The organism is Thermosynechococcus sp. HN-54 (assembly GCF_023650955.1).
Taxonomy (GTDB): Bacteria; Cyanobacteriota; Cyanobacteriia; order Thermosynechococcales; family Thermosynechococcaceae; genus Thermosynechococcus.
Window position 1 is genome coordinate 2,615,490 of record NZ_CP098039.1, and the last position, 24,667, is coordinate 2,640,156.

Annotated in this window: 19 protein-coding genes and 1 riboswitch; of the genes, 4 read left to right on the forward strand and 15 right to left on the reverse strand. The window is 52.6% G+C overall.

Annotated elements, in window-relative coordinates; translation table 11 throughout:
- Positions 1-7 precede the first annotated feature (7 nt).
- The gene (locus NBE99_RS12810; protein ID WP_250682425.1) at positions 8-2,392 is read left to right on the forward strand and encodes a polysaccharide biosynthesis tyrosine autokinase; all 2,385 of its coding nucleotides are present in this window, start codon (positions 8-10) and stop codon (positions 2,390-2,392) included.
- Between the two features lies 1 nt (position 2,393).
- Here the strand turns inward: NBE99_RS12810 and NBE99_RS12815 are convergent, their stop codons facing one another.
- From NBE99_RS12815 to cynS, 5 genes are all read right to left on the reverse strand, one after another.
- On the reverse strand, positions 2,394-2,864 hold the full coding sequence (locus NBE99_RS12815) for a hypothetical protein (protein ID WP_250682426.1): 471 nt from the start codon (positions 2,862-2,864) through the stop codon (positions 2,394-2,396).
- A 6-nt stretch (positions 2,865-2,870) separates the two neighbouring features.
- A complete protein-coding gene (locus tag NBE99_RS12820; protein ID WP_250682427.1) occupies positions 2,871-4,478 on the reverse strand; it encodes a 2-isopropylmalate synthase in 1,608 nt (535 codons plus the stop codon).
- A 73-nt stretch (positions 4,479-4,551) separates the two neighbouring features.
- On the reverse strand, positions 4,552-5,574 hold the full coding sequence (locus tag NBE99_RS12825; protein WP_250682428.1) for a sirohydrochlorin chelatase: 1,023 nt from the start codon (positions 5,572-5,574) through the stop codon (positions 4,552-4,554).
- 32 nt (positions 5,575-5,606) lie between these two features.
- Positions 5,607-5,748: riboswitch (cobalamin riboswitch) on the reverse strand.
- 35 nt (positions 5,749-5,783) lie between these two features.
- Positions 5,784-7,310: a peptide ligase PGM1-related protein gene (locus NBE99_RS12830; protein ID WP_250682429.1), complete on the reverse strand. Its 1,527-nt coding sequence runs from the start codon at positions 7,308-7,310 to the stop codon at positions 5,784-5,786.
- A gap of 149 nt (positions 7,311-7,459) precedes the next feature.
- Complete coding sequence (gene cynS / locus NBE99_RS12835; protein WP_250682430.1) at positions 7,460-7,897, reverse strand: cyanase; 438 nt, start codon at positions 7,895-7,897, stop codon at positions 7,460-7,462.
- 244 nt (positions 7,898-8,141) lie between these two features.
- Here cynS and NBE99_RS12840 point away from each other — a divergent pair, with 244 nt between their 5' ends.
- The 3 genes from NBE99_RS12840 to NBE99_RS12850 are packed head-to-tail and all read left to right on the forward strand — an operon-like array spanning position 8,142 to position 11,224.
- The gene (locus NBE99_RS12840) at positions 8,142-9,050 is read left to right on the forward strand and encodes a LysR family transcriptional regulator (protein WP_250682431.1); all 909 of its coding nucleotides are present in this window, start codon (positions 8,142-8,144) and stop codon (positions 9,048-9,050) included.
- The gene (locus NBE99_RS12845) at positions 9,031-10,083 is read left to right on the forward strand and encodes an anthranilate phosphoribosyltransferase family protein (RefSeq protein WP_250682432.1); all 1,053 of its coding nucleotides are present in this window, start codon (positions 9,031-9,033) and stop codon (positions 10,081-10,083) included. Before NBE99_RS12840 ends, NBE99_RS12845 begins: the two co-directional genes overlap by 20 nt.
- A gap of 1 nt (position 10,084) precedes the next feature.
- Positions 10,085-11,224, forward strand: a complete 1,140-nt coding sequence (locus NBE99_RS12850; RefSeq protein ID WP_250682433.1) for a putative sulfate/molybdate transporter — start codon at positions 10,085-10,087, stop codon at positions 11,222-11,224.
- A 4-nt stretch (positions 11,225-11,228) separates the two neighbouring features.
- Here the strand turns inward: NBE99_RS12850 and NBE99_RS12855 are convergent, their stop codons facing one another.
- The 10 genes from NBE99_RS12855 to bchB form a co-directional block, all read right to left on the reverse strand.
- The gene (locus NBE99_RS12855; protein ID WP_250682434.1) at positions 11,229-11,684 is read right to left on the reverse strand and encodes a nitrate reductase associated protein; all 456 of its coding nucleotides are present in this window, start codon (positions 11,682-11,684) and stop codon (positions 11,229-11,231) included.
- A gap of 36 nt (positions 11,685-11,720) precedes the next feature.
- On the reverse strand, positions 11,721-14,144 hold the full coding sequence (locus NBE99_RS12860) for a molybdopterin-dependent oxidoreductase (protein WP_250682435.1): 2,424 nt from the start codon (positions 14,142-14,144) through the stop codon (positions 11,721-11,723).
- A 7-nt stretch (positions 14,145-14,151) separates the two neighbouring features.
- Positions 14,152-14,967 (reverse strand): ABC transporter ATP-binding protein, encoded by an 816-nt coding sequence (locus tag NBE99_RS12865; protein WP_250683742.1) that lies wholly within the window; start codon positions 14,965-14,967, stop codon positions 14,152-14,154.
- Positions 14,968-14,994: 27 nt separating this feature from the next.
- Positions 14,995-16,989 carry a nitrate ABC transporter ATP-binding protein gene (locus tag NBE99_RS12870; RefSeq protein ID WP_250682436.1) on the reverse strand — a complete coding sequence of 665 codons (1,995 nt, stop codon included), beginning with the start codon at positions 16,987-16,989 and terminating at the stop codon, positions 14,995-14,997.
- A 64-nt stretch (positions 16,990-17,053) separates the two neighbouring features.
- Positions 17,054-17,899: a nitrate ABC transporter permease gene (gene ntrB / locus NBE99_RS12875; RefSeq protein ID WP_250682437.1), complete on the reverse strand. Its 846-nt coding sequence runs from the start codon at positions 17,897-17,899 to the stop codon at positions 17,054-17,056.
- A gap of 31 nt (positions 17,900-17,930) precedes the next feature.
- The gene (locus NBE99_RS12880; RefSeq protein WP_250682438.1) at positions 17,931-19,250 is read right to left on the reverse strand and encodes a CmpA/NrtA family ABC transporter substrate-binding protein; all 1,320 of its coding nucleotides are present in this window, start codon (positions 19,248-19,250) and stop codon (positions 17,931-17,933) included.
- A 46-nt stretch (positions 19,251-19,296) separates the two neighbouring features.
- Positions 19,297-20,856: a ferredoxin--nitrite reductase gene (locus NBE99_RS12885; RefSeq protein ID WP_250682439.1), complete on the reverse strand. Its 1,560-nt coding sequence runs from the start codon at positions 20,854-20,856 to the stop codon at positions 19,297-19,299.
- 358 nt (positions 20,857-21,214) lie between these two features.
- On the reverse strand, positions 21,215-22,504 hold the full coding sequence (gene ahcY, locus NBE99_RS12890; RefSeq protein ID WP_250682440.1) for an adenosylhomocysteinase: 1,290 nt from the start codon (positions 22,502-22,504) through the stop codon (positions 21,215-21,217).
- Between the two features lie 51 nt (positions 22,505-22,555).
- A complete protein-coding gene (locus NBE99_RS12895) occupies positions 22,556-22,936 on the reverse strand; it encodes a hypothetical protein (protein ID WP_250682441.1) in 381 nt (126 codons plus the stop codon).
- A gap of 83 nt (positions 22,937-23,019) precedes the next feature.
- On the reverse strand, positions 23,020-24,546 hold the full coding sequence (bchB, locus tag NBE99_RS12900; protein WP_250682442.1) for a ferredoxin:protochlorophyllide reductase (ATP-dependent) subunit B: 1,527 nt from the start codon (positions 24,544-24,546) through the stop codon (positions 23,020-23,022).
- Positions 24,547-24,667: the final 121 nt, after the last annotated feature.

The following is a 24,667-nucleotide window of genomic DNA, read 5'->3' on the forward strand; positions in this document are numbered from 1 at the left end:
TACGTTCATGTCTGCGGATAATTCTTATACGAATGGCAGCTTTGACCAGGAACGCACTTTTCCTAATACTCCTGATGATGATTCAGAAAGCCTTCTACAGCCCATTACTGTTGATAAAATTACCATTGGAGAACTGCTGTCAGGGTTCAAGCGGCGTTGGAAACCAGCAACGATTCTGGGGATTGCCACAGCTGTGCTCTATTTAGGCTACTACTATTTATTTCTAAGAAGCTATCAGCATACTATCTCTTTACAGGTCGAGGCGATTAGGCCGCTCGGAGGGAGGTCGGGCACTAGCTTAGAGTCTATTCGTGGACTTATTCAATCAATTCCAAGTTTGCCACTCCCCTCTGGTGATACAGCCGGGGATACGACTACTCTTGTGCAAATCCTCAGCAGTGATCTCGTCCTGAGGCAACTGTACGAAAAGTTCCTAGAAAGAAATCCTGACTTAAATTCTGAAAATTATAGCTATGAGTCTTTCCGTCGAAGTATTCAAATTGAAGTACCCAGTAATTCTCGTCTTTTTTCTAATAGTGCTAATGCCAAAGTTATTCAAGTAACTTTTACAGCAAACGACAGAAGCAAGGTGAATAGTGCTCTAGATTTAATTTCTGAAGAATTGACGCGATTTAATGAAGCAGAAAAACAAGAAAAAATTTTCCAAAACTTGCGGTACGTTAATCAGGAAATCCAAAAAACTCTTAACCAGATTGATGACTTGGAGGATCAGTTAAACCAATTCCGTACTGAAAATCAAGTTTTGCGCCCTGATTCTATCAGTAGCTCTAGCGCAGGGGGGATGACAGCAGGAGGGGGTGGCAGTGATTCTGACCTCTATCGAATGCAACTGGCTAATATATTGACAGCAAAAAATGAAAATGACTCAAAAATAGAATTTACACGCCAAACGTTCGACGCGCTCAATGCACAGCTACGGATGTCTCCTGCGGAAGCGCTTGTGGCTTCTAACCTCAGTACCTCGACTAATTACACTAACTTACTGACTACCCTTACGGACACAGAAAAGCGTTTAGCGGAAGAATTAGGTCGCTTACAAGCGAATTCACCAACTGTACGGAGTCTTGAGGAAGAAAGACAATTACTGCTTGCTCAAATTAAGCGGGAAGCACAGCAAATTGCTCAGCGCAATCAAGTGGCCAATCCTGAGAACCTAATTGGTTATCAAAGCACTGTTTCAGAAGGGTTGATTGGCAAGTATCTTGAGGCTAAAATCGAGCTGGAATCCTTAGAACGAATGGATGTTGAGCTATCCCGTCAGATCGCAAGAGTTCGAAATGAATTAGCACGAGTCACACGACTGGCTCATCCTTATCGTAAAATTGAACAACGGATGGCAGCGGTGCAGCAGTCTCTACAGCTGCTTCTGCAAACACGACAATCACTCCAATTACAAATTGCTCAGCAGGATTTCACATGGCGTCTATTATCGGATATCGATGATATAGAACAATACAAAGTTACGATCCGACTATCCGTCGCATTGGCTATTGCTTTGATTCTAGGAACCGCAGCTGGGGTAGTGTTAGCGCTTCTTTTAGATTTGATGGATTCACGCTTCTTGGAAGTCAAACAAGTGCAACAAAATACGCGACTGCCGATCGCTGGACAAATCCCCTTCACTCAGGAGTTTGATCAGTATTCTTTTACACGTCTAGAAGCTCCCCTAGCGCTTTGGGGGTTGCAGAATCACCTTGCAGGGGCAGCACCTATATTTAGGGAAAGTTTTTATTTTCTCCTCACTCACTTAAGGCAATTAGGCATGCAGCAAGTACTCGCTGTGACCTCTGCTCAGTCAGGAGAGGGGCGAACGACAATCGCGACTTATTTAGCCCTTGCCGCGGCTACTGTTGGTCAACGGGTTTTGCTTGTGGATGCTAATTTTCGTCAGCCTGGCTTGCATCAAGTGTTGGGAATTGCTAATACCTCAGGTCTTGCTGAGTTGTTGATGGGAGTGCTTCCTCTTCCTAATTGGATGGATCTTTTTGAGACTCATCCTGAAAAACTTTGGGTATTGACCGCAGGGCACTGTCAACAAGAGCCAATTAGTTTACTGAGTTCTCACCAGTGGCATTTGTTTCTTGCGTCTATACGGGAAGCGTTTGATCTAGTGATTATTGACACAGCGCCAACAGGACACTATTCAGAAACTAATTCCTTGCTAGAAAGTGTGGATCAGGCGCTATTTGTTGTCCGCTTGGGTCAAACCAGAAAGGATGCGTTCACTAAGGCACTTAAGGAATATGATTTAGGGCTTAAGGATAAAGTGATCGGTCTAGTAGTGAATGGTGTTCGTGTACCTAAAAGTGCAGAGGTGGCAGTTTTGGCCATACCTTCACCCTCGCTTCCGCAGTCAGTGTCAGTGGGGTAGGCTAAGAAGAACGCTGCCTAAAGGGAATCCGCAAAAAAGGGGTGGGTAACAGCCCAGCAAAAATTCGCAGAATTATCAACAAGTGGGCACAGAAGGTCAGGCCAACCCAAAAGAGGGGAAACCAATGGGCACGCGGTTCGCTACTAAGGGGGGGAAAAATTTGATAACCCAGCCAAATCAGGGCGGGTGGCAAAGTAATCAATAAAATGGCCAAAATCACGGCGGTATAGGTGAGGCTGACAGGCGGTGTGTTTAGCGATCGCCAGTTAGTACCTGTCCATTGCCAGCGAAAGGTCATGGCACTGTCTTCGAGCCGCGCTGTTTGATGGCTAAAATCCAAGCTGAGAATATGACGGCAAAAGTTACAGGCATAGGTATCCATGAGTACCATCGGTGCAATTTGACCGTGGCGACAGACAGGGCATAGATAGACCCCATCGGCTTCCAAGGGCTTAGCAGTGGACTCCGTCATTGCTACCTAGGCTTGGGGGTGTAACGCCCGTTGTTCCAGACTGCGGTAGAGGCGGTTGAGGGCATTCATGTAGGCTTGGGCAGAAGCGACGATGATATCCGTGTTGGCTGCATGGCCGGAATAGATACGGTCTTCGTGCTGGAGCCGAATGGTGACTTCACCCATGGCATCAATTCCCGCGGTGACTGATTGCACCGAGTATTCAATAAGGCGATTGGGAATTTGCACCACTCGGTTAATGGCGCGATAAACGGCATCCACAGGGCCTGTACCAATCGCTGCATCGGTCAATTCTTCGCCACTGGGGGTACGTACGGTAACCGTTGCCGTGGGACGGGCGTGATCGCCACAGGAGACTTGGACAAATTCCAGTTGATAGCCCCGCAAATCAATCCCTTGGGTTTCATCCTTGGCAATCGCCTCTAAATCCCAGTCAGTAATTTCTTTTTTCTTGTCAGCGAGATCCTTAAAGCGCAAAAAGGCTTTATTCAGTTCCGTTTCACTGAGTTCAAAGCCCAATTCCCGCAGACGGGTGGCAAAGGCATTGCGGCCAGAGAGCTTGCCCAACACAATTTGATTATCAGCAAGGCCAATGAGCTGGGCATCCATAATTTCATAGGTTTGCTTGTGCTTGAGGACGCCGTCTTGGTGAATCCCCGATTGATGGGCAAAGGCATTGGCACCGACGATCGCCTTGTTGGGTTGAATCAGCATCCCGGTCAGATTCGAGACTAGGCGGGAGGTTTTGTAGATTTCGCGGGTATTGATATTGGTCAGGGGGGCTTCTGATTCAGGTGGACGGCCTAGGAAGGGATTGAAGTACTGCCGCCGCACATGGAGTGCCATCACTAATTCTTCGAGGGCAGCATTACCAGCCCGCTCACCAATGCCATTAATGGTACACTCCAGTTGGCGCGCGCCATTTTTCACAGCTTCCAGGAAATTGGCTACGGCTAGCCCCAAGTCATTGTGACCATGAACGGAAATCACGGCGCGATCGATGTTGGGGACATTTTCCTTAATGCCTTTGATCAGGGCACCAAACTCGGCAGGGGTGGTGTACCCCACAGTGTCAGGAATGTTAATCGTTGTTGCACCGGCGTCAATGACCCGCTCGATGACTTGGTAAAGAAATTCAGGGTCGGAACGGCCAGCATCCTCCGGGGAAAACTCGACATCATCCACAAAGGACTTGGCATAGGCCACCATTTCGGGGGCAATTTCTAGTACCTCAGCACGGGTTTTCTTGAGCTTGTACTCAAGGTGAATATCCGATGTGGCAATGAAGGTGTGAATGCGGGGATAGTAGGCGGGCTTGAGGGCTTTAGCTGCTGCTTCAATATCTTGGCAAGTGGCGCGGGCAAGGCCACAGATCACAGGTCCCGTTTCGGTGCCGATGGTTTCGGCAATTCGCTGCACCGCTTCAAAGTCACCGGCGCTGGCAAAGGGAAACCCCGCTTCAATAATATCCACCCCTAGTCGAGCCAGTTGGCGGGCGATCGTCAGTTTTTCATCCACATTCAGCGATGCACCCGGAGACTGTTCACCGTCCCGCAGGGTGGTATCGAAAATTAATACCCGATCAACCGTCTGGGGAGGATATTTAATGCGCATAGACAAGCCCCATCCAAGCTTGAGAAAAAGTAGCAATTATCTTTACTCTAGCATTTTCGCTGGGGAGCGATGCTCAGGGAACTTGCCAAATGCGTTGGTGATAACTCGGCAGATGGTCTAAATCAGCACTTGATCCATGGTGGTGGTGATGCCCCCTGTGATCATAGCTGTGGGAGTGGTGCTCATGATCATGATGATGGGGGTGATGATGGCTATGGCCTGCCACCAAACGGAATTTGCAGGCTTCACAGTTCATGGCCACCTGCCCTGTATGGGTTTCAATTTCCCGTTGCCGCGTCAGATAAAACAGTTGCGGATGCAAGCCAATTTCCGGCAAGTTCACGTATTCAACACTGGGATACGCCGCTTGAGCTTCCGCAGTGAGGGTATAAATTTTCTTGACCAATGCCCCTGTAAACATAAAGTGGGGCAGGACAATGACACGGCGGGGCTGGTGAAGATTTGCCCGCACAAATCCTTCGGGTAAGCGGGGATGGGTAATACCAATGAAGCACACCTCAACGGTCTTATAGCCACTGCCCTCCCAGAGCATGCGGGCTAGCTTAAAGACATCGCCATTGGCGTCAGGATCACTAGACCCGCGTCCGACGACCAAGAGCACCGTTTCCTCGCGACCAATGCCTTGGGGGTTAAATTCCGGTGAGTCCAAGAGTTCGAGGCGCGATCGCCAGAGGGTTAAAATTTCGGGGGCAATACCATAGTGGCGGCCATAGTGATAGCGCAATTGTGGAAAAGCACGCCGCGCCCGATCCAACTCATTCGTCACGTCAAACTTATTGTGGCGAGCAGCAAAAAGTAACACTGGCAGCACCGACAACTCTGTAGGGCCTGCGGCAGCACACTGGCTGAGAACCTCAAAAATCGAGGGTTCCGTTAACTCCAGAAAACAGGGAAAAACAGGCCGACAGGGATCCAGTTGATAATAGGCTTGGGCAAAGTCAAGAAATGTTTGACGACCTTCAGGATCGCGCGTACCATGACCCACGAGTAAAAGCGGCCGCGGTTGCGGCAGGGGGGGTAAATCGAGACTAAACCCGAGGGGATTGAGAAGGGAATCGTTGAGTGCAACAACCACGTTGAAACTCCATGCCCGTGCGACGCAGGCAAATAGAGTGAACCACAGCAAGTAGGCATTCTGGCTGAGGGGAGATCCCCATCACAGCTGCGGCACAGCACCAGACTTGCACTGGATTTTCCCTACAGGCTGCTCTTCACAGTGAACGTTGCCAATTGTAACGAGATTCTCAGACCCCTGTCTATGCGGGGGGTGGGCACATTAGGGACTTATAGCGCCGCAGCATCGAGAACGCCAATGGTTTGGTTGTAGATGGCTTGGGCTTCTTCGGGAGTGTTGCCAATACTCACCAGTCCCAGCTTGCCAAATTCCGAGAGTGCCCCCATGAGGTGAAAGACGGTGCCCGTTTCTGTACTGGAGTCAAAGTGAAGATGGTAGCGGGCAATCATATCTAGGAGATCATTGGGCAGGAGGCCGCGATAGTGGGGTTGGCAGAGGTTATCGGAGGCAATGTAATACTTGGGACGGCGGTGCTTGCTGTAAAACAGTCCAGACGCTAACTCATAGTGGCCATCGGTGAGAAATTTTAAGGTCATGAAGGGGTGCGTGGTTCCCCCCTTGCGCAGGTTAATTTCAATCGCATAGAGTTCCCACCCTTCTGTTGTTTGGGTTGCAACAACATCGACGCCAAAACAGCCAATTACCCCCTGCTGGGCTAAATACAGGCCTACCTTTTGCCCTAGCTCTTGGAGGGGTTGGCGATAGTCGGCATGGGCAGGAAATTCACAGCCAATGAAAATTTGACCGCTGGGGGCATTGAGTAACTGTTCATGGGTGGAGACAATTTCAACACTGCCCTTGGGAGTAATACAGCCTTGAACACTAGGCGATCGCTTGACAGCGCCTTCCACAAAGGCTTCGACAATTCCCCCCAGCTCCATAAATCGCTGCCGATAGGAGACCCACGTCTCATTTGGCGCCTGAAAGTCCATGCTCTCTAGGCTATTCTCAATCCGCTGGAGGTGGTCGGGGGCTTCGGGATTGCCTACGGGTTGCAGTGGTCGTAAATCCAATAGAGCATTACCTTCCCCAGAGAAAGCCTCATTGAGTTTGACCACTAACCGCTGGAGGTGGGGAAATTTTGCCTGTAGGTGGGCGATCGCCCGCACCAGATCTGGCACACCCTGTAAAAAACCAGTACCAATCGGATGGGGAATGCCTGCTGCTGCAAAGAGTTCCCGACTGCCAGCCTTGGTTCCCCAGTAGAGGAGATCGGGATCCGTCGAATAGAGGGGAATGCCTAAGCGTACTGCCAGTTCTCGTTCCAAAGGGGTGGAGTTAAAACACACCATGTAAGCTTGGTTGGGACGCAGGGCTTGACGAATGCGCTCCAAGAGGCGAGGCCGTTCTAAAATTTTTGCGGTCAGGGGTTTATCGGAGCGATCGTAGGTAGCCAGCAGGAGCAGGCGATCGCGAGCATGGGAACTTGGTACACCGGGGAGCAAATCCAAATAATAGTCAATAATGCTGGGGTGCAGCGGCTGGGACGTAACGTAGATCATGCGGGTACGCGGATTCCGCAACTGGATCAGCGTATAAAGTTGCCGCTCTTCATAGTGGGTGTAGCCTGTGATCTTTGCCAGCTCCGGTTGGGGAAAACTCAGGGATGGCACCACCACAATATCGCGCTCAATGCCACCGGGGCCTTTGGGCAGTTCAGGAATAAAGGTTTCTGTCCCGTCCCAGCACTCCAAGAGGCGCGTTTGCAGTTGGCGGAACTCCTCAGCGATCGACATCCATCATAAACTTTGCAAGGGTACTGCCACTATAGCGTAACTTAGTGGTGCGGGGAACTGAAGAGGTGATTCCCGGATTGACGTTACCCGTGGTCAACTTGTTCCAAAAACTTTCATTCTAGGTTGCCGCTCCCAAAATGCTGTAATGGCTACCACTTTTTATAGGGCAAGAACTTACCGTTCATGATCACTTTAACCCTTGCACCAGCGGGATCCTCTATCTTTTCAACATCTAGCGTGAAATCAATGGCACTCATGATTCCATCCCCAAATTTCTCTTGAATCACGTCCTTGAGGGGCAGGCCATAGACCTGCATGATTTCGTAAAAACGGTATATCAGGGGATCGGTGGGCACCGTAGGACCTAAACCTTTAACGGGATAAATCATTAGTTCGGTCAATTCGGATTCTGGCAGCTCTAGGGCTGCTGATAATTGCTTGACTTGGTCGGCTGTAGCCGTTGCTTGACGATAAAAAAGCGCTGCTGTGAAGACTTCACTCTGACCAATCAGTTTACCTAATTCAGCAAAAGTGAAACCTTTCTCCTGCTTGGCTTTTAGCAGCTTGACAGTGATCTCTGGAATCATTATTAGCACACACCACTTGCAAAAAGAACATTTTTAAGCCTTTAGGGAAAAGAGACAAGATTTCTGTATCTTTGATAACAATATTCAATCATTGGGATTAATGCTGGAACCAAGCGGGTATGCTGTAGGAAATTTTCAAGAAACTGTATCAATCAACACCCTTTACTATGCGAAAGTAGCATAAGATTGAGAGCCACAATTGCATCAATCGGTATCGACGCAGCGGGAGAACACAGCAGGCACTATGCGACTTGATCAGTTGCAATCTTTTTTGGCCGTTGCTGAAACGGGGAGTTTCCAAGCGGCAGCGCGGCGGTGTGGGGTGACGCAGCCTACGATTAGTCGGCAAATCCAAGCCTTAGAAGAAAGTTTGGGGATTCAACTTTTGCACCGCTCGAATCGCGCCAAATTGACGGTAGCAGGGGATCTCTTTTTGCGCCGTGCCCATCGCATTTGTCAGGAGTGGCAAGCCGCCAATGCTGAACTCAAAGCCATGCAAAATGGCCAGCAGCAGGAACTCTGCATCGCTGCGATTCACTCCATTTGCCGCTACTTTTTGCCTGCGCTGTTGCCGACGTTTTGCCAAGCCTTTCCCCAAATGCAGTTGCGGGTGACGGCCCTAGGGAGCGATCGCGCCCTCAAAGTCTTGCAGGATGGCTTAGTGGATTTAGCCATTGTCATGGGCGATCGCCATCTTCTCAAACAGTCGGAATGGGTGATTGAACCGCTGTATAGTGAACCTGTGCAAGTGGTAATGGCGGCTGAACATCCCCTTGCAGCTAACGAAACCTTGACATGGCCAGCATTGGCCAATTTTCCCCATGTGGTGTTCAAGGATGGCTATGGCATGCGCCGCTTGGTGGCCGAGGAATTTAGCCGCCGAGGCTTGTCTTGGCAACCCGCCCTAGAACTCAACACCCCTGATGCGTTTATTGCCGTCATCCGCGAAAGTGAAATGGTGGCTTTGCTGCCGCGCTCAGCGCTCAAGGAAGCGCTCCACGATCCCACCCTCGTGATTCGTGATTTAACCACGCCACCGCCCCCGCGTCAGGTGTTGGCCACTACCACCCGCGATCGCCTGACCTTACCGCCCGTTGCCCAATTGCTCACCTTGATCCGCCAGCAGGCTACCCATGAGTCCTCTCTTTCGTGATCTCCTGAAAAAAGTTGGCAGTGGTGCCCACACCCATAAGGATTTGACCCGTGCTGAGGCAGCCCTAGCGTTGCGACTGATGCTGGAACAGGTGGCAACTCCAGCCCAAATTGGCGCGTTTCTCATTGCCCATCGGATTAAGCGACCCACGCCGGAAGAGATGGCGGGAATGCTCGATACGTACAACGAGCTAGGTCCGAAAATTCCAGCGCTTGAGACCAGTCACCCAGTCATGATCCTCAGTCAACCCTACGATGGTCGCGATCGCACGTTTCCCCTGAGTCCTCTAACAGCATTGGTTTTGGCGGCTGCTGGACTGCCTGTCCTCCAACATGGGGGCGATCGCATGCCCACCAAGGAAGGCGTTCCCCTTATTGATCTATGGCGCTGCCTAGGGGTGGACTGGTCAACCCTGACCCTAGAACAAATCACCCATTGCCTAGAGCAAACAGGTTTAGGCTTTGTTTATCTGCCGCGGCACTTTCCTGCTGCCCAAGGGCTAGTCCCCTACCGTGAGCAAATTGGTAAACGCCCTCCCATTGCCACATTGGAACTCATCTGGAATCCTTACCAAGGGCGCAGTCACCTCGTAGCAGGGTTTGTTCATCCGCCTACGGAAGGGATCATGCGCGATGCCCTCTATCTCCACGGTGTTCACGAATTTACTACCGTCAAAGGCCTTGAAGGCAGTTGTGATTTGCCCCGCGAACGCACCGCCATTATTGGCCTAGCGCGTAACGGAGATAATCCTTGGCAACGCCTACGTCTGCATCCCCAAGAGTATGGCATGGCGAGCAGTAATGTGCCTTGGCCAGAGGAGACAACGACTGCTACAAAAATGATGGCTGCCGTTCTTGCCGCAGAAGAGCAGCCCCTCACCACCTCCGTGATCTGGAATAGTGGATTTTACCTGTGGCAGGGGGGCAAAGCCGATAGTCTCAATTCCGGACTCGCACTCAGCAGCGAACTCCTCCGCAGTGGTCGGGTGGCTCAACACTTACAGAAATTGCAAACCATACTGGAGAAGGTCTAGCGTGTTGCGGGAGCGGCTGCGCTTTAATTGGCAAGAGCTTAGCGGCAGTTTTGGGGATTTGGGTACGGATTTGCCCCTATTGGTCGGGATTATCATGGCTGCCCAGTTGGATAGTGCTAGCGTCTTCACTTTGTTTGGAGTGGCACAAATTCTCACGGGGGTACTCTATGGCCTTCCTATGCCGATGCAACCCCTCAAGGCCATGGCGGTTATTGTGATGACGGAAAAACTCAGCGGCTCCATCCTTTGGGCAGGAGGATTAATAGTGGGAGCGATGATGCTGGTGTTGACGCTCACAGGGATCCTGACCCGACTGGCTCGCTGGATTCCCCAACCGGTGGTGCGGGGCTGTCAATTGGGCTTGGGACTGTCCTTGGCCGCCGTTGCTCTCAAAACCTATTTACCCACGGGTGATGCCTTTGGTTATCTCCTAGGTGCCATCAGCTTTTTAATCTTGCTACTACTGCCGAAGGAACAGGGGGGACCCGCAGGCCTACTGGTGGTGCTGTTGGGCGTGGGCGTGGCTATGAGCCGGGTGCTGGCTGATCCGGAATTGCACTTAACTGTTGCTTGGCAGCTTCCCCACGTGCAGTCTTTAGAGCCTCAGGCCTTGATTCCCGGACTCCTGATATTGGCACTGCCGCAGTTGCCGCTGTCGATCGCCAATGCAGTGATTGCAACCCAGCAAACTGCCCACGATCTCTTTCCCGATCGCCCCCTCTCGATTCGCCAAATTGGCCTCACGTATAGCCTCACCAACTTGCTCCTGCCCTTCTTTGGTGGTGTCCCCCTCTGCCATGGCTGTAGCGGTTTAGCAGGACACTATGCCCTAGGTGCCCGCACGGGTGGGGCGGTGGTGATCTATGGCAGTCTCTACCTTGTCTTGGGTCTCTTCTTTGGTTCCAGTGTGGATAAACTGCTGAAAATTTTTCCTCTTTCGATTTTGGGGGTAATTCTTTTGTTTGAAGCGTGGGTACTCATGAGCTTTATTAAAGATCAAGCCCCCATGCCCGAAAATTGGATGATTACCCTCTTGGTGGGGGCGATCGCCCTCAGTGTGCCCCAAGGCTTCTTAGTGGGCACCCTCGTTGGTACAACTCTGTACTACCTTGGCAGAAAAATGCCCCTACAACTGTCCTAGCTTTCTAGGCCAGACCAAATTCCTGCAATGCTGGCCAAAAATTGCGATTCTCATGGCCGGGCTGGCTGAGCTTCACAAGGGCAAAGCGTTGTAGGGGAGTCAGAGCCGCCCATTTCTCCACCGTCAGGCTGTGGTGGGATACCTTGGTCAGTTGTTGTTGCACGGTCTCTGGCAGTTCGGTGGTGATGTCCCAAGGATAGGGTTGGGGAATCTCTAAATCACTGGGGGGGGCACCATGATTGTGGGTCACCCAATCTCGCAGTTGTTGGCGATAGTGTGCCTGATCTTCTGGAGTGTCACAGGGAGTCACCACAAGCCATTGCCGCTGCTCTTGGGAGAGTTGATGCCAGTGGAGCAACTTCAGCTTGACCCCACACAGATCCAGCTTGTAGCGAACAATCATTGGAATACAGCGCAATGAAGCCGTGAACTCAGCTTCAAAGTCAAAAAAGTAGGACATTGATAGTCATAACCCTCCACAGGGAATTGGATTCTATCATTGCTTGAGAGCAATACCACTTTCCTGCACGGTGGGGGTATAGGGCGTCTGTCGCAATTTTAAGGGCAGCACCTGCACCGCACAGGCTTTGAGTTCTGGCTGCTGCGACACTGGACAGGCAATGGGGTGGGTCAGTTGGTTTGCCTCACCACTATCGGCAAAGAGAAAGCCCCAGTGCATAGGCACAAAGAGGGTTCCCGGACGAATTGCCTTGGTGAGGATGACCGGCAGGCACACTTGACCGCGGCGCGATCGCACCTCTACCCAATCCCCGTCTTTGAGATGCAAGTTTGCGGCATCGTCGGGGTGCATTTCCACAAAGGGATCGGGGTGCATTTTTTGAATTTTGGCAATGCGACCGGTACGGGTTTGCGTGTGCCAGTGACCGTAGAGGCGACCCGTCGTCAGGGTAAAGCTGTAGATGTCATCGGTCGGTTCAGCCACCCCTTGACTATGAGCAAGGCAAAAACGTGCCCGTTGATCAGGGGTGTGAAATCGCCAATCGGTATAGAGGCGTTTGGGCTTACGGGCTTCTTCATCACTGGTACCCGCCGGGCAGGGCCATTGTAGAGCGCCTAAACGGGCTAATCGCTCGTGACTCAGACCCGATTGATCGCAGGGACGACCGGCAGTGAGTTGCACAAATTCGGCATAGACAGCAGCGGCATCGGCAAAGTTAAAGAGACGCTCATACCCCAAGCGGCGACCCACCTCGGCAAAAATTTCCCAATCGGCACGGGCAACCCCCGGCGGGGAGCGAAAGGCGGGGGCAAGGGTGACACGGCGCTCGGAGTTGGTCATGACACCGGTTTTCTCACTCCATTGAGCTGCCGGCAAAATCAAGTGGGCATAGGCTGCCGTCTCCGTGGGAAAGTAGGCATCCTGATAAACGGTAAAGGGAGATTTGAGAAAGGCCGCCTTGGCACGCTCTAAATGGGGGAAGCTCACCGCAGGATTGGTGGCAGCAATCCACAATAAGCCAACCTCCCCTCGTTCCAAACCTTCGACAATTTGCCAAGCGGTACGACCGGGGCGATCGCTAATTTGCCCTCGCGGCAGCCCCCAAAAGTCCTCCACCTCTTGGCGATGCTGGGGATTCGTCACTTGGCGATAGCCCGGCAGCAAATGGCTTAACCCCCCCGCTTCGCGTCCTCCCATGGCATTGGGTTGCCCTGTCAGTGAAAAGGGGCCACTCCCTGGGCGGCCAATTTGCCCCGTCAATAGGTGGAGGTTAATGAGACAGCGGGCTTTCGCCGTCCCTTCAGCGGATTGGTTAATGCCCATTGACCAGAGGGAGAGTACTGCTTGGGCATGACCCCAATAGCGAGCTGCCTGTTCGAGATCGCCTTGAGCAATGCCACACCGTTCTGCCACCCATTCTGGGGTGTAGGCTGCTAGCAGCTTTACATACTCGGCAAAGCCCTCAGTACACTCCTCAATGAACTCCGCATCGATCTGTCCCCATTGCAGCAGCAGGTGGCCAATGCCGTGGAGCAAGTCAATGTCGGTACCTGGTCGAATCGCAAGGTGGAGATCTGCGACTTCTGCTGTGGGGGTGCGCCGCGGATCCACAACAATCAACTTGACGCGGCGATCGCGCTTGTGGTGGTTGCGCAGACGATTAAAGACAATGGGGTGGCATTCAGCAGTATTGGTGCCAATCAAAAAGGCACAATCGGTGGCCTCTAAATCGTCGTAGCAGCAAGGCGGACCATCGGCACCGAAGCTAGCCATGTAGGCAGACACCGCCGAGGACATGCACAAGCGGGAATTGGCATCAAAGTTGTTTGTACCGAGGCACCCCTTCAGGAGTTTCTGTGCCACGTAGTAGTCTTCGGTTTGAAATTGCCCGGAACCGTACATACAAATGGCGTCAGCCCCCTGCTGACGGCGCACCCATTCGATGCGTTCCACAAGGCGGGTCATGGCCTCGTCCCAAGAAATTACGGTAAAGGGCTGATCCAGTCGCTCTCGCCAGAGGGGATAGGCCAAGCGATCGCGATCAAGGGCTTCCAAAATCGTTGCCCCCTTGACACAGACCATGCCTTGGGAGGAGGGATGCTGGCGATCGCCGCGAATTTTATAGCTCCCCTTACCTTGGGGGACTGCTTCCAAGCCACAACCGACGCCGCAGTAGGGACACAGGGAGGACACAGGCTCAGTTGGTTCAGGCACCGAACGGCCTTTTTCCTCAATCCGTAGGGATTCACAGGGACAGCACCTGACCCCTTGCTCCGAGGAAATGATCAGATCCGCTGTGGCATCACCATGGAACAAAAGCTGCTGCCCCGGAAACACCACCCGTTGCCACGTGGGCTGATTTGACAAGTAAATCTGCTGAATGCTGTCGCTAGTGTTGCGGTAGTAGCAGAGGTAACGACTGGACTGGACGGCCAACGAGCCAACCCGTGGGGTACTCATACTCTCTCTAGTGCCCAAACCGCGTGTACAAAAAGTCAACTACTTGGTTGCGGAGATGGTAGTACTGCGGATCCTCAAGGAGTTGCGATCGCCGCCGTGGCCGCGGAAAAGGAATTTTCAAAATATCGCCAATGCGAGCGGCAGGGCCATTGGTCATCATCACCACTCGATCCGCTAGGTACAGCGCTTCATCAATGTCGTGGGTAATCATCAATACCGTCAGGCGGTGGCTGCGCCAAATTTTCAGGAGTTCATCCTGCAACTCCTCTTTGGTAATGGCATCGAGAGCACCAAAGGGTTCGTCTAAAATCAACACTTCAGGGCGAATCGCAAGGGCACGGGCAATGGCCACCCGCTGTTTCATCCCCCCCGAAAGTTGGGCAGGGCGCTTATGGGCAGCCGCCGTAAGTCCCACCAGTTCCAAATGCTCCTCCACAATTTGGCGGCGCCGTTGCCGAGTCTTCTGCGGATAAACCGCCTTCACTGCCAGCTCGATGTTCTGGTAGGCGGTCAACCAAGGCAGCAGCGCATAGTTTTGAAACACCATCATGCGATCAGGCCCCGGACGACGCACAGGCACGCCATTGAGGGTAATTTCCCCTTGTGTTGGCGCTGTAAAACCCGCAACCATATTCAGGAGGGTGGTTTTGCCACAGCCAGAATGGCCAATGAAACAAACAAATTCCCCACTACTCACCTCAAGGTGAATGTCCTCCAGCACCACATGGGTGCCATTGGCACTAGGGTAAGACTTGCTCACCCCTTCAATACGCAGGTGTTGGGTAGCAGTCAGGCGAGGGTCAAGACGATAGAGGGTTTCCATAGGGTGCGATTCGGTAAAGGACAAAACTTAAACCGCAGCAACTGCGGATGGGTCAACGGTTCGGATGTCAAGGGCACGACGGATAGTCGCCGCTTCAATGTAGGCCAACGGATTGTCGGGGTCAAAGAGGCGTCCATCAAAGAGGGCAAATGTACAGCGGTCTGGCTCGTTATCGAGCACCTTGAGATCCCGTGCTGCTGCCCCAAAGAGATCAGCTCGCCGTACTTGCTCGACAATTTCCAGCCAATTCTTGGGAAAGGGTGTGAGTTGCCAGCGTGCCAACTGGGTCATGATCCACAGCCCCTCCAATCGCCCAGGACAGGGGGAGCGATCCACATAGAACTGGTGAAAACGGGGTTGAAAAGCAGCAGCAATGCCATCTCCCCAATCGAGGGGATCAACAAACCCCGCATAGGCATCCTCAGGGGTGCAGCCGACATACTCTGGGCGACACAACAGTTGGGCAATTTCGGCGCGATGCTTGATGGTGTCACAGTATTCGCAGGCTTCGATCAATGCCTTGACCAGCGCTAAATGCTGCTGCGGGTTGGCCTCAACCCAATCGGGACGCATACCCAAGACTTTTTCTGGATGCCCCGGCCAAATGTCCAGATCCGTTGCCACAACCACCCCAATACCTTCGCGCACTGCATGGGAATTCCAAGGTTGACCGACGCAAAAGCCACTGATGTGGCCGGCCTTGAGGTGATAGACCATTTGGGGCGGTGGAATCACCAACAACTCGACATCGTAATCGGGGTCAATGCCGGCGGCTGCCAGCCAGTACCGCAGGAGTAAGTTGTGCATTGATGCGGCATGAACCACACCAAAGCGGGGGCGATCGCCCGTGCGCTGAATATAGGCGCGCAGATCTTCAGCCGTTTTCACCCCCTGCTGCCACAACTGGCGACTAAAGGTGATGGCATTGCCATTGCGACTCAGCACCAAGGAAGTCATGAGGGGTTGGGGGGGTTGACCATTTAGCCCCAACGTCATCGCCAAGGGCATAGCCGCCAACAGTTGAGCGCCCGTCAAGCGACCCGTGATCACCCCCATCACCAAGTCCTGCCAGCTTTCTTCGCGATGCAGCGTCACCGGCTCCAAGCCATACTTCGCAAAGAAGCCCATTTCCTTGGCAACAATCAGCGGCGCACTGTCCATCAGGGGCATAAAGCCAAGGGTCAGGCCTGCTGGCACTGTTGGCGCAGCCGTGGGCACCTCCAAAGGCGGGCGGCGGCGTTTCTGTTGATTGAGAAACGCAATCATCTCATTGCGCAGGCCATAGTAGCTGGGATGGTTGAGCACATCGTGGCGATTGCGGGGGCGGGCAAAGGGAATTTTGAGAATTTGGCCAATGTGGGCTTCAGGGCCATTGGTGAGCAGCACCACCCGATCCGAGAGCAGCAGCGCTTCATCCACATCGTGGGTCACCATAATGCAAGTGGTTTCGCTGCTTTGGCACACCTGCATTAATTCGTCCTGGAGCGATCCGCGGGTCAGGGCATCGAGGGCACCAAAGGGTTCATCCAGCAAAAGGACTTGAGGATCAATGGCAAGCGCGCGGGCGATCGCCACCCGTTGCTTCATCCCCCCCGACAATTGGGCAGGGAATTTATCTCTGGCTTGACTGAGATGGACTTGTTGCAGGGCTGCCTCCACCCGTGCCCGCTGTTCACTTTTACTGAGGTGGGGCAACACTGACGCCACCGCCAAGGCCACATTCTGGTACACCGTTTTCCAAGGCAGCAGTGAATAGTTTTGGAACACCACCATGCGATCGGGCCCTGGCTGAGTCACCTGCCGTCCTGCCATTACCACACCGCCACTGGTAGGCCGCTGAAACCCGGCAATGATATTCAACAGGGTGGACTTGCCACAACCGGAGTGACCCACAAGGGAAATAAACTCCCCTTTTTGGATTTCGAGGTGAATATTCTTCAGGGCAATGTAGCGATCGCCCCCCGGCAGATCAAAGACCTGATCCACATGGTCAATTTCAATGAAAGGCAAAGACTTGGCCATAGGGCTAATCAACCTAACGTTCAAGACAATCAAGACAATTGAGGAAAATTGGCGCTCAAGGGAATTAAGAGTGCACCTCTTCGCCGTGGCTAAGCAAGCGACCTACAAAGGCCACCGAGCGATCCAAGACCAAGCCGACAATGCCCACGTAGATCACGGCAACGATAATTTCACTGACTAGGGAGCTGTTCCAAGCATCCCAAATAAAGAAGCCAATGCCGACACCGCCAATGAGCATCTCCGCCGCCACAATCGCCAACCACGACAGACCAATACCAATCCGCAGCCCCGTAAACACATAGGGCACCGTTGCTGGCACGAGAATATTCAGGAAATAATCCTTGCGAGAGAGCCGCAACACCCGTGCCACATTTTTGTAATCCTTGGGAATTTGCTGTACACCGACAATCGTGTTGATGATAATCGGCCAAATTGCCGTAATAAAAATCACAAAAATCGCTGCTGGTTCATTGTCCCGCAGAGCCGCAAGGGAAATGGGCAACCAAGCAAGGGGCGGCACTGGACGCAATACCTGCAGAATAGGATCCACTGCATCGTAGAGCACCCGGCTAGAGCCAATCAGCATTCCTAGCCCTACCCCAATAACTGCTGCCAAGGAAAAGCCAATAGCCACCCGCCGCAGACTGGTGAGAATTTGCCACCCCAATCCCACATCGGTACCACTCCCTTGATAAAAGGGATCAATGATCAACTCCCAAGTGTCAGTAATAACAGTCAGGGGCGCTGGTAAGCGGAGCAAACCTGCCATGCAGACAAATTGCCAAATCACCAAAAAGCACAGTACCCCCACACCGCCCAATATCACCTTGCGGAATACCTGCGAACGTTTTAAGCCCTTTAGCCAGCGGTGCCACCGCGGACGACTCAAACCAAGAGAACGACTTGCCATTGTTTTCTTCCTTCTGAGTTACGGTGGAAATCTACACTTTCTTGAGTTCCAACTTGCTCAAGTAAGCTTGGGGATTTTGGGGATCAAAGGCCACACCATCAAAGAACGTTTCCACTCCTCGTGACGTGGTTGTGGGGATTTCTGCGGCGGGCACCCCCATGGCTTTAGCCGCTTCGCGCCACAGATCTTCGCGGTTCACTTTTTGAATGAGGGCTTTGGTGTCTGTATCCGCAGGCAAATACCCCCAGCGAATATCCTCCGTCAGGAACCACAGCTCATGGCTTTGGTAAGGGTAGGAGGCATTGTCTCGCCAGAACTTCATCGCTAGATTAGGGTTATCAAAGGTGCGGCCATTGCCAAAGTCAAACTTGCCGAGGGAGCGATCCAGAATATCCTGCTCAGGTACCTTGAGCCATTGCCGCTGAGCAATCAGTTTCACCATTTCTGGTATATTTTCAGGCTGGTCGCACCACTGTTGGGCTTCCATTACAGCCATCAACAGAGCTTTAGTGGCCTTCGGATGCTGATCAACCCAATCCGCCCGCAAAGCCAAGGATTTCTCTGGGTGATCCTGCCAAAATTCACCTGTGGTAATCGCACCAACCCCCACCTTTTGATTCACCGTTTGTTGGGGCCATGGCTCACCCACACAGAAGGCTTCCATGGTTCCCGTTTTCATATTGGCCACCATTTGCGGCGGAGGCACAACAATCACAGAAACGTCCTTCTCAGGATCAATGCCGCCGGCCGCCAGCCAGTAGCGCATCCACAGATCGTGGGTACCGCCCGGAAATGTCACTGCCACTTTGATCTGCTCTTCCTGATTCTGGGCACGCCGTTCAGCTCGCGTCTTTGCAAAAGCCTCCTTCAGGGGGCTACTGTCCGTGCTGATATTCAAATCTTTGTAAGCATTGGCCAAGACAATGCCCTGACCGTTTGTGTTCAACCGTGCCAAAATATACATCGGCACTTTTTTGCCACCCGTAATGGTTCCCGCCGTCATCAGGTAGGGCATGGGTGTCAGGATGTGGGCACCGTCAATCCCGCCGCCGGCTGAACCCAGTACCAAGTTGTCACGGGTAACGCCCCAAGAAGCTTGCTTTACGACTTCCACATCCGGCATGCCGTATTTGGCAAATAAGCCTTTTTCCTTAGCAATAATCAGAGGCGCCGCATCCGTCAGAGCAATAAAGCCGAGTTTTGCAGTGGTTACCTCCGGGGTTTCTGCGATTGTTGTGGGCTGCGCAACTTGACCCGTTTGTTGCTGGTTACTACAGCCATGGGCAATAAGAGTAGCAGCGGTGGTGGCAGCAGCGGTAACGAGAAAACGACGACGAGAAAGATTAGCCATAGGTTGAGAGTTCCTGAATTAACTAAATCAACAACAGAAAGCAAGACTAGGAAACCACCATGACCACGGATGGCGTGGTTGGAGGTGGTGATGTTTCCTGAATGGGTTGTGCCCCAAAGTGGTCGATCAATAGTTGCCGCAGCAACTCTGGCAGCTCGTCACAGGGAATGCCTTTCTTGACACAAGTCCCTAGCTTCGCATCCTTGCCCACTTTGCCGCCCATGTATAAATCCACAGCATCCACCGTTTCGCCATTGCGACGAGTTTTGGTGCCCATGAGGCCAATATCGGCCACTTGCGGTTGACCACAGGAATTGGGGCAGCCGGTCCAGTGAATGCGTACTGGTTGAGGTACCACCAGTTGCTGATCGAGCCAGCGGGCAAGGGCGAGGGCACGATTCTTGGTTTCAATGAGGGCAAAGTTGCAAAATTGTGCTCCTGTACAGGAAACAAGGGCACGCTCTAGGGGCGGGGGTTCAGGCCGAAACTTACTGAGGAGAGGTTCGCGCAGCAGACTTGGTAAAACAGCGTCAGGTACATGGGGAATGATCACATTTTGCTCCACGGTGAGCCGCACTTCCGACTGCCCATAGACTTGAGCTAGGCGAGCCAACTCATAGAAATCAGCGGCATAGAGTCGCCCCACGGGTACATGCAGTCCCACATAGTTCAACCCCCGCTGTTTTTGGCGATGCACCCCTAGATGATCTCGCTTGTCCCAGTCAATTTCATCCTTGGGTGCCGCACTGAGGAGTTCAAAGGGGAGCTTAGCTGCTACGGCTGCTCGGAATTTCTCGATCCCCCACTCATCAATCAGCCACATCAGACGCGCTTTTTGGCGATTCCCCCGCAGGCCATGATCCCGGAAAATTTCAAGGATTGCCCGCGACAGTTGAATCACGGCGTCGTCAGGGGGAACCCACGCATCAAGGGGAATAGCGGCAGCGCAGCGACGAGCCGAGAAGAACCCTCCCACCAAAACATTGAAGCCCAAGCGCTGGTCTCGATAGGCAGGTACGAAGGCCACATCGTTGATTTCGGCATGGACAGAGTTATCCCGCCCCCCTTCAATGGCAATGTTGAATTTGCGGGGAAGGTTGCTAAATTCGGGGTTCCCTTGACCATTGTTGGTGATCATCGCCTGCAATTTCATAATCAGGGGGCGAGTATCAATGAGTTCAGCCGCATCAATGCCCGCCACAGGAGAGCCGGTGAGATTGCGCACATTGTCCATGCCAGATTGCACCGAGGTGAGGCCACAGGCTTGCAGCCGCCCTATGATTTCGGGAATATCCTCAATGAGCAGACCCCGAATCTGAATGTTTTGACGGGTGGTGATGTCACCATTGCCGTTCTCGCCATAGCGATTCACAATTTCGCCAAGGGTTCGCAGTTGTTGACTGGTGAGAATGCCATTGGGTACCCGCAGCCGCATCATGAACCTGCCGGGGGTGACGGGACGAAAGAAAATCCCAAGCCACTTGAGGCGGACATCGCGGTCGGCTTCAGGAATGTTTTCCCAGCCCATGGCTGCGAATTTCTCTAGCTCTTGTTTAACCGCTAAGCCATCTTTTTCTTTTTTAATGGCTTCAATTTTGTTGCTCACGGTTGTTGCCCTTGTCTTTAACGGGTTCCTTGAAACCCCAATTTAGGCACCTGAACCATGAACATTTGTAAATTTTGCTACATTTTTCTTGGTTCTATACAGTTTTTGTATTAAAAGTATGCTGAAACCGTATCTAATGGTAGTGCCGGTGCAGGGTATTGAACTTGACTAAACAACCCAAACAGTTAAAACTGCTCCATAACAAGATGACATCCCGTTGAGGTAGCTAACACTTTTAGAGAAAAGTTGCCGTTGACAATGAATTAAGCAATAAATAAAAAGCTGCACCCTGAGATTAGCCCTAGTTAGGATGCAGCACGAAATGCTCTATGGTCGGTAATTTTCCAGAGGGAGGCGCCTAAGTGCCAGAAGTCCAAGAGTTCATGTACTCCACTTGTTCCGGAGTGAGGGTGTCAATGGCAATGCCCATGGCTTGGAGTTTCAAACGGGCAATTTCTTGATCCACTGCTGCGGGAATGGGGTGGATACCGGCAGCCAATTGACCTTTATTTTTGACGAGATATTCACAGCCAAGGGCTTGGTTGGCAAAGCTCATGTCCATGACACTGGCGGGGTGGCCTTCAGCAGCCGCAAGGTTAATCAGTCGCCCTTCGCCCAAAACAATGATGGACTTGCCACTGGGAAGAATATACTCTTCGGTGAAGTTGCGCACAACGCGGACTTCTTTGGCAAGGTTTTTTAGGGTGGCGAGGTCAATTTCAATGTCAAAGTGACCGGAGTTGGCTACCATGGCACCGTCTTTCATGACGGCAAAGTGCTCGGCGCGAATCACATGCTTATTGCCGGTGACGGTAATAAAGATATCGCCAAGGGGGGCAGCTTCCAGCATGGGCATGACACGGAAGCCATCCATGACCGCTTCAATCGCCCGCACGGGATCAATTTCTGTCACAATCACATTGGCACCCATGCCCCGTGCCCGTAGGGCTGTCCCTTTACCGCACCAGCCGTAGCCAGCAACAACAACTGTTTTACCCGCAAGGAGAATGTTCGTGGCGCGGATGATGCCATCGAGGGTGGATTGACCGGTGCCATAGCGGTTGTCAAAGAAGTGTTTGGTGTCGGCATCGTTGACGTTAATGGCGGGGAAGGTGAGAACGCCCTCGCGGAACATGGCTTTGAGGCGAACAATACCAGTGGTGGTTTCTTCGGTGGTGCCAATAATGTCGCTGAGTTGGTGTTGGCGTTCTTTGACAAGGGTGGCGACCACATCACAGCCGTCATCAATGATGATGTTAGGACGGTGATCAAGGGCAATGTTGACATGGCGCATGTAGGTGGTGGTGTCTTCCCCTTTTTTGGCAAAGACGGGAATGCCGTAGTTCACCACTAGGCTAGCGGCCACATCGTCTTGGGTGGAGAGGGGATTACTGGCAATGAGAACTGCGTCAGCACCGCCGGCTTTGAGGGCGATCGCCAGATTGGCGGTTTCTGTGGTCACATGGCAGCAGGCAGCCAAGCGAATACCGGCAAGGGGCTTTTCTTTTTCAAAGCGATCGCGAATTTGCCGCAGGACTGGCATCTCCCGACTAGCCCATTCAATCCGCTGCTGTCCTAAGGGGGCAAGACTCAAGTCTTTGACATCGTGACGAACAGGGGCTTCAGGCTTAATCGGAGAAGACACCATACTGCGGTTCCTTGAAAAAGGTTACGGCTCCCCATTATACGCAAGAATTGCCTAGGGAGAATTTTTCCGCAGTGCCCAACTGGTAACCGTGCCGCCGGGGAGTACGGGCAAATTTACGGTAGCAATTTCCAAGAGATGCCCCTTGCGATTGCGAAACTGAAAGGCACAAATATCTACCCCCACAGGTTGACAGCCCATCAGTTCGCTGTAGCCTTGGCTGAGGAGATAGGCCACAATCGGCGTTGTTGTTGTGGCGTTCAGCATGGCAGGATTAACGACCGGTTGCCAACCACGATCAATCAGGCGTTGGCGGGCATCGGCATAACTCATCCCTTGACGTAAACGGGGCAATCGCTGCGCAAGGGCACCCGGCGCAACCCCTACCCCTGCTGCAATCAAGCCGAGAGCAACCAAGCGTTTCAGCAGCACCATAGCAATTGCTAATTAAGAGCTAGAGCTAGCTCCTATACCTTGCAAAGATAACCTTTATGCAGGTTTGGCACTGCCGATGCAGCTTAGGCACCCACCGCTTCCTTGGCGGCGTAGAGTACTTCCACTGTGATCTCAGTAATGCCCTGTTCACGGGCAAATTTCTCAGTGTTGCGTTTCACCTTGCCGCGCACAAAGCCCGGAATCTTGTTCAATTCTGCCAAGCCCTCGGCTGTCCAAGTCAGGTCTGAGTCGGCAGAGAGGGTTTTGTGAATGACTTCCTTGGTGTCGTGGCCGCCAAAAATCTCTAGCAGGTGGTCTTCCATACCCAAGGTAAAGGAGTTGTAAATTAAATCCACCAGTTGATTGGTGCCTTCGTAGCCCAAGAAGGGGCGATAACCCACGGGAAAGTCTTGGATGTGGATGGGGGCAGCAATGACGCCACAGGGAATGTTGAGACGTTTGCCGACATGGCGTTCCATTTGGGTGCCAAAGATGGCAGCAGGTTCTACGCGGGCGATCGCGTCCCCAACCACCGTGTGGTCATCGGTAATCAGCACCTCATCACAAAAGCCAGCGACCTCAGCGCGGAACCAGTCGGCATCGTATTTACAGTAGGTGCCTGCCCAAACCACGTGGATGCCCATTTCCCGGCTGAGGATTTTCGTCATGGCTGCGGCATGGGTATTGTCACCGAAGACAACAGCTTTTTTGCCAGTGAGGTTTTGGCAGTCGATCGAGCGAGCGAACCAAGCGGCTTGGGACACTTCCCGTGTTTGGTGTTCGATAAAGGCTTCATAGTCAACGTTGGCGCCTTGAGCATTCAGAACCGCTTGAATGGCACGAATACAGCGAGCCGTTTCTACCACGCCCATCGGGGTAATGCTGACGCTAGGCAGGCCAAATTCGGTTTCTAGGTAGCGGGCGGTGAGACCGCCAATTTCTCGATAGGGGACAAGGTTAAACCACGCTTGGGGCAGTCGGGCAAGGTCGTGGACGCTGGCACCGGCAGGAATGACAAGATTCACCTGAATGCCAAGATCGGCCATGAGTTGCTTCAGTTCGCGGCAGTCGTGCTGGTTGTGGAAGCCAAGGGTGGTGATGCCGATGATGTTGACACTGGGCGTCGGGGTTTTAGTTGTCACCAATGTGCCTTGGCGGCGGGCTTTGTCAATGTAGAATTGCACAATTTGCTCAAGGGTGCGATCGGCGGCTTGCAATTCATTGACCCGATAGTGATTCACGTCTGCCAAAAGGACATCGGCCGTGGTGCTGAGGCTGGCGCGTTGGACAAAATTTTGTAAGTCTTCTTGGAGGATGCTGGAGGTGCAGGTGGGGGTGAGCACAATTAAATCAGGGTGCTCTTCAGTGTCCTTGCGAGTGATATTGTCCACCACTTTTTCTTGGGAGCCGCGGGCGAGGACATGGCGATCGACAATACTGGCGGTCACAGGGGTAAAGTCGCGCTCTCGCTCGAGCATTGATCGCATGACGTTGAAGTAGTCATCCCCAAGGGGCGCGTGCATAATGCCATGAACATTCTTGAAGGAACTGGCAATGCGCAGGGTACCAATGTGAGCCGGTCCTGCATACATCCAGTAGGCAAGTTTCATCGCGTCAACTCCTTGGGCGAAGGCATTTTGATGTCCGATCGCGATCGTAGCGAGGCCGTTCCCTTCCCTCGACAAAACGTTGCAAAACTTGAAGGAAGGGAGAATGCAGCTTAACATACCA

What these genes read in the sequence shown, in the direction of transcription:
- NBE99_RS12810 (WP_250682425.1), top strand. Translation starts at nt 8, where the DNA reads ATGTCTGCGGATAATTCTTATACGAATGGCAGCTTTGACCAGGAACGC.
- NBE99_RS12815 (WP_250682426.1), bottom strand. Translation starts at nt 2,864, where the DNA reads ATGACGGAGTCCACTGCTAAGCCCTTGGAAGCCGATGGGGTCTATCTA.
- NBE99_RS12820 (WP_250682427.1), bottom strand. Translation starts at nt 4,478, where the DNA reads ATGCGCATTAAATATCCTCCCCAGACGGTTGATCGGGTATTAATTTTC.
- NBE99_RS12830 (WP_250682429.1), bottom strand. Translation starts at nt 7,310, where the DNA reads ATGTCGATCGCTGAGGAGTTCCGCCAACTGCAAACGCGCCTCTTGGAG.
- cynS (WP_250682430.1), bottom strand. Translation starts at nt 7,897, where the DNA reads ATGATTCCAGAGATCACTGTCAAGCTGCTAAAAGCCAAGCAGGAGAAA.
- NBE99_RS12840 (WP_250682431.1), top strand. Translation starts at nt 8,142, where the DNA reads ATGCGACTTGATCAGTTGCAATCTTTTTTGGCCGTTGCTGAAACGGGG.
- NBE99_RS12845 (WP_250682432.1), top strand. Translation starts at nt 9,031, where the DNA reads ATGAGTCCTCTCTTTCGTGATCTCCTGAAAAAAGTTGGCAGTGGTGCC.
- NBE99_RS12855 (WP_250682434.1), bottom strand. Translation starts at nt 11,684, where the DNA reads ATGTCCTACTTTTTTGACTTTGAAGCTGAGTTCACGGCTTCATTGCGC.
- NBE99_RS12860 (WP_250682435.1), bottom strand. Translation starts at nt 14,144, where the DNA reads ATGAGTACCCCACGGGTTGGCTCGTTGGCCGTCCAGTCCAGTCGTTAC.
- NBE99_RS12865 (WP_250683742.1), bottom strand. Translation starts at nt 14,967, where the DNA reads ATGGAAACCCTCTATCGTCTTGACCCTCGCCTGACTGCTACCCAACAC.
- NBE99_RS12870 (WP_250682436.1), bottom strand. Translation starts at nt 16,989, where the DNA reads ATGGCCAAGTCTTTGCCTTTCATTGAAATTGACCATGTGGATCAGGTC.
- ntrB (WP_250682437.1), bottom strand. Translation starts at nt 17,899, where the DNA reads ATGGCAAGTCGTTCTCTTGGTTTGAGTCGTCCGCGGTGGCACCGCTGG.
- NBE99_RS12880 (WP_250682438.1), bottom strand. Translation starts at nt 19,250, where the DNA reads ATGGCTAATCTTTCTCGTCGTCGTTTTCTCGTTACCGCTGCTGCCACC.
- ahcY (WP_250682440.1), bottom strand. Translation starts at nt 22,504, where the DNA reads ATGGTGTCTTCTCCGATTAAGCCTGAAGCCCCTGTTCGTCACGATGTC.
- NBE99_RS12895 (WP_250682441.1), bottom strand. Translation starts at nt 22,936, where the DNA reads ATGGTGCTGCTGAAACGCTTGGTTGCTCTCGGCTTGATTGCAGCAGGG.
- bchB (WP_250682442.1), bottom strand. Translation starts at nt 24,546, where the DNA reads ATGAAACTTGCCTACTGGATGTATGCAGGACCGGCTCACATTGGTACC.